Here is a 5349-nt window from a genome sequence, read left to right on the forward strand (position 1 = left end):
TAAGTCCGGCGGCGTCCTACTCTCCCACAAGGTCCCCCTTGCAGTACCATCGGCGCTGAGAGGCTTAGCTTCCGGGTTCGGAATGTGACCGGGCGTTTCCCTCTCGCTATGACCACCGGAACACTATCGACCATGATCTGGTCTCAAACATGTTCCGGCTGCTGCCCACGAATGGGCAGAGCGGTGTATTCAGTTTGATTCCCGATCGTCTGTCGGGAACCACAAAGTGGACGCGAGCCCCACACGCAAAGGTGCGGGAAATCAGTGTGTTATCAAGTCTTCGGCTTATTAGTACCGGTCAGCTCCACGGGTCGTTAGTCCCCGCTTCCACATCCGGCCTATCAACCCAGTAGTCTGCTGGGAGCCTCTCACACTCAAGGTGCATGGAAATCTCATCTCGAAGACGGCTTCCCGCTTAGATGCTTTCAGCGGTTATCCGGTCCGAACGTAGCTAATCAGCGGTGCCCTTGGCAGAACAACTGACACACCAGAGGTTCGTCCATCCCGGTCCTCTCGTACTAGGGATAGATCTTCTCAAATTTCCAACGCGCGCAGCGGATAGGGACCGAACTGTCTCACGACGTTCTAAACCCAGCTCGCGTACCGCTTTAATGGGCGAACAGCCCAACCCTTGGGACCTACTCCAGCCCCAGGATGCGACGAGCCGACATCGAGGTGCCAAACCATGCCGTCGATATGGACTCTTGGGCAAGATCAGCCTGTTATCCCCGAGGTACCTTTTATCCGTTGAGCGACAGCGCTTCCACAAGCCACTGCCGGATCACTAGTCCCGACTTTCGTCCCTGCTCGACCTGTCAGTCTCACAGTCAAGCTCCCTTGTGCACTTACACTCGCCACCTGATTGCCAACCAGGTTGAGGGAACCTTTGGGCGCCTCCGTTACTCTTTGGGAGGCAACCGCCCCAGTTAAACTACCCATCAGGCACTGTCCATGAACCCGATCAGGGTCCTACGTTAGACATCCAGAGTGACCAGAGTGGTATTTCAACAATGACTCCACGAACACTAGCGTGCCCGCTTCACAGTCTCCCACCTATCCTACACAAGCCACACCGAACACCAATACCAAACTGTAGTAAAGGTCACGGGGTCTTTCCGTCCTGCTGCGCGTAACGAGCATCTTTACTCGTAGTGCAATTTCGCCGAGTTCGCGGTTGAGACAGCTGGGAAGTCGTTACGCCATTCGTGCAGGTCGGAACTTACCCGACAAGGAATTTCGCTACCTTAGGATGGTTATAGTTACCACCGCCGTTTACTGGGGCTTAAATTCAGAGCTTCGCCCAAAGGCTAACCCTTCCTCTTAACCTTCCAGCACCGGGCAGGCGTCAGTCCGTATACATCGTCTTGCGACTTCGCACGGACCTGTGTTTTTAGTAAACAGTCGCTTCCCACTGGTCTCTGCGGCCTTCAACGCTCACGGAGTAAATCCGGTCACGTGTCCGGCCCCCCTTCTCCCGAAGTTACGGGGGCATTTTGCCGAGTTCCTTAACCACGATTCTCTCGATCTCCTTGGTATTCTCTACCTGACCACCTGAGTCGGTTTCGGGTACGGGCGGCTGCAACCTCGCGTCGATGCTTTTCTCGGCAGCATAGGATCACTGATTTCCCCTTACGGGTACGCGTCGGATCTCAGGCACACAGACGACGGATTTGCCTATCGTCAGCCCTACATCCTTACACCAGGTTCACCTTACGGATACCATCGCCTGGCTCAGCTACCTTCCTGCGTCACACCTGTTCATACGCTAACCGCACCAGCATGGGGTCGAGCGTTAGACCGGCCACCATCACCCCGAAGGGATCCGGTCGTCCGGGTTAGGACTCTTAGCACCACTGGATTAGCTTGGGCGGTTGTTCACCGGTACGGGAATATCAACCCGTTGTCCATCGACTACGCCTGTCGGCCTCGCCTTAGGTCCCGACTTACCCAGGGCGGATTAACCTGGCCCTGGAACCCTTGGTCTTTCGGAGGACGGGTTTCTCACCCGTCTTTCGCTACTCATGCCTGCATTCTCACTCGTGTAGCGTCCACGGCTGGATCACTCCGCCGCTTCACTCGCCACACGACGCTCTCCTACCACTCCGCACGACTGAACCACGAAGGCTTGTCAATGTGCGAAATCTACAACTTCGGTGGTGTGCTTGAGCCCCGTTACATTGTCGGCGCGGAATCACTTGACCAGTGAGCTATTACGCACTCTTTCAAGGGTGGCTGCTTCTAAGCCAACCTCCTGGTTGTCTATGCAACTCCACATCCTTTCCCACTTAGCACACGCTTAGGGACCTTAGTTGGTAGTCTGGGTTGTTTCCCTCTCGACGATGAAGCTTATCCCCCACCGTCTCACTGCTGCGCTCTCACTCACCGGCATTCGGAGTTTGGCTGACGTCAGTAACCTGTTGAGGCCCATCGGCCATCCAGTAGCTCTACCTCCGGCGAGAAACACGCAACGCTGCACCTAAATGCATTTCGGAGAGAACCAGCTATCACGAAGTTTGATTGGCCTTTCACCCCTATCCACAGCTCATCCCCTCCATTTTCAACTGAAGTGGGTTCGGTCCTCCACGACGTCTTACCGTCGCTTCAACCTGGCCATGGATAGATCACTTCGCTTCGGGTCTAGAACATGCGACTCAAACGCCCTATTCAGACTCGCTTTCGCTACGGCTGCCCCACACGGGTTAACCTCGCCACATATCACTAACTCGCAGGCTCATTCTTCAAAAGGCACGCCGTCACCCCTACTAAGGAGGCTCCGACGGTTTGTAAGCAAACGGTTTCAGGTACTATTTCACTCCCCTCCCGGGGTACTTTTCACCTTTCCCTCACGGTACTTGTCCGCTATCGGTCATCTGGGAGTATTTAGGCTTATCAGGTGGTCCTGACAGATTCACACGGGATTTCTCGGGCCCCGTGCTACTTGGGATACACATCCGGCCATAACACCATTTCGTCTACGGGGCTGGCACCCACTACGGCCCGGCTTTCAAACCGGTTCGACTATGATGCGCTGTAACCGCCCCAGTCCGGCAGAACTGAGTGACGTGTCCCACAACCCCGACCATGCAACGCCCGCCGGCTATCACACATGATCGGTTTAGCCTCATCCGCTTTCGCTCGCCACTACTCACGGAATCACATGTTGTTTTCTCTTCCTGTGGGTACTGAGATGTTTCACTTCCCCACGTTCCCTCTACCCGCCCTATATATTCAGGCGGGAGTCACCAGGTCACAAAAGCGCCCAGCGGGGTTTCCCCATTCGGAAATCCTCGGATCAGGGCTCGATTATCAGCTCCCCGAGGCTTATCGCAGATTTCTACGTCCTTCTTCGGCTCCAGATGCCAAGGCATCCACCGTTTGCTCTTAGAAACTTGACCACAAAGATTAAAATTGCGATCCGTCATCACCCACAACCATCAGTCCGAAGACCCCGGTCGATTGGATGACGCGAATCAAAGATGCTCGCGTCCACTGTGTAGTTCTCAACATACGATCGGCACCACACTCCCCACCATCCAACGACGATGCTTCATGCAGCCCAACGAAGGACCCGCAGGCCCAACCCCCACCAGACACTCTCATGTCAGCAGGAAGCCTGGTCCCTCAGGACCCAACAACGTGCACCAGCAGGCAGCTCCACCCCAACCCGTCCCAACCCTGCAAGCAGAGCGTACTGAGGTCGGAAGCATCACTCCCAACTGCACTGTCAATGTTCCACCCATGAGCTACCGGCAACCACGTTCGGGTTACTCGGCGCCTGGACCACGCCCACCCCGAAGGGCACACGAGGCCAGATGCTCCTTAGAAAGGAGGTGATCCAGCCGCACCTTCCGGTACGGCTACCTTGTTACGACTTAGTCCTAATCACCGATCCCACCTTCGACGGCTCCTTCCACAAGGGTTAGGCCACCGGCTTCGGGTGTTACCGACTTTCATGACTTGACGGGCGGTGTGTACAAGGCCCGGGAACGTATTCACCGCAGCGTTGCTGATCTGCGATTACTAGCGACTCCGACTTCATGAGGTCGAGTTGCAGACCTCAATCCGAACTGAGACCGGCTTTTTGGGATTCGCTCCACCTTACGGTATCGCAGCCCTTTGTACCGGCCATTGTAGCATGCGTGAAGCCCAAGACATAAGGGGCATGATGATTTGACGTCATCCCCACCTTCCTCCGAGTTGACCCCGGCAGTCTCCTATGAGTCCCCGGCATAACCCGCTGGCAACATAGAACGAGGGTTGCGCTCGTTGCGGGACTTAACCCAACATCTCACGACACGAGCTGACGACAACCATGCACCACCTGTACACCGACCACAAGGGGGCGACCATCTCTGGCCGTTTCCGGTGTATGTCAAGCCTTGGTAAGGTTCTTCGCGTTGCATCGAATTAATCCGCATGCTCCGCCGCTTGTGCGGGCCCCCGTCAATTCCTTTGAGTTTTAGCCTTGCGGCCGTACTCCCCAGGCGGGGCGCTTAATGCGTTAGCTACGACACAGAAACCGTGGAAAGGTCCCTACATCTAGCGCCCAACGTTTACGGCATGGACTACCAGGGTATCTAATCCTGTTCGCTCCCCATGCTTTCGCTCCTCAGCGTCAGTTACGGCCCAGAGATCTGCCTTCGCCATCGGTGTTCCTCCTGATATCTGCGCATTCCACCGCTACACCAGGAATTCCAATCTCCCCTACCGCACTCTAGTCTGCCCGTACCCACTGCAAGCCCGAGGTTGAGCCTCGGGATTTCACAGCAGACGCGACAAACCGCCTACGAGCTCTTTACGCCCAATAATTCCGGACAACGCTTGCACCCTACGTATTACCGCGGCTGCTGGCACGTAGTTAGCCGGTGCTTTTTCTGCAGGTACCGTCACTTTCGCTTCTTCCCTACTAAAAGAGGTTTACAACCCGAAGGCCGTCATCCCTCACGCGGCGTTGCTGCATCAGGCTTTCGCCCATTGTGCAATATTCCCCACTGCTGCCTCCCGTAGGAGTCTGGGCCGTGTCTCAGTCCCAGTGTGGCCGGTCACCCTCTCAGGCCGGCTACCCGTCGTCGCCTTGGTGAGCCATTACCTCACCAACAAGCTGATAGGCCGCGAGTCCATCCCCAACCAAAAAATCTTTCCACCACCAGACCATGCGGCCAGTGATCATATCCAGTATTAGACGTCGTTTCCAACGCTTATCCCAGAGTCAGGGGCAGGTTACTCACGTGTTACTCACCCGTTCGCCACTAATCCACCCAGCAAGCTGGGCATCATCGTTCGACTTGCATGTGTTAAGCACGCCGCCAGCGTTCGTCCTGAGCCAGGATCAAACTCTCCGTAAAAAAA

At 55.8% G+C, this 5349-nt stretch carries 3 rRNA genes; all 3 read right to left on the minus strand.

Going from position 1 to position 5349, the window contains the following annotated elements:
* Nucleotides 1-3 precede the first annotated feature (3 nt).
* The 3 genes from rrf to OGL88_RS17680 all read right to left on the minus strand — a co-directional run bounded on the left by rrf (nt 4) and on the right by OGL88_RS17680 (nt 5345).
* Nucleotides 4-120 (minus strand): 5S ribosomal RNA (rrf, locus tag OGL88_RS17670).
* A 148-nt stretch (nt 121-268) separates the two neighbouring features.
* Nucleotides 269-3395 (minus strand): 23S ribosomal RNA (locus tag OGL88_RS17675).
* A 428-nt stretch (nt 3396-3823) separates the two neighbouring features.
* Nucleotides 3824-5345: ribosomal RNA gene (locus tag OGL88_RS17680) — 16S ribosomal RNA — on the minus strand.
* The 16S, 23S and 5S rRNA genes sit together here, the layout of an rRNA operon.
* Nucleotides 5346-5349 lie beyond the last annotated feature (4 nt).

The organism is Curtobacterium sp. RIT-PI-V (genome assembly GCF_025642935.1).
In the GTDB taxonomy this organism is placed as follows: Bacteria; Actinomycetota; Actinomycetes; order Actinomycetales; family Microbacteriaceae; genus Curtobacterium.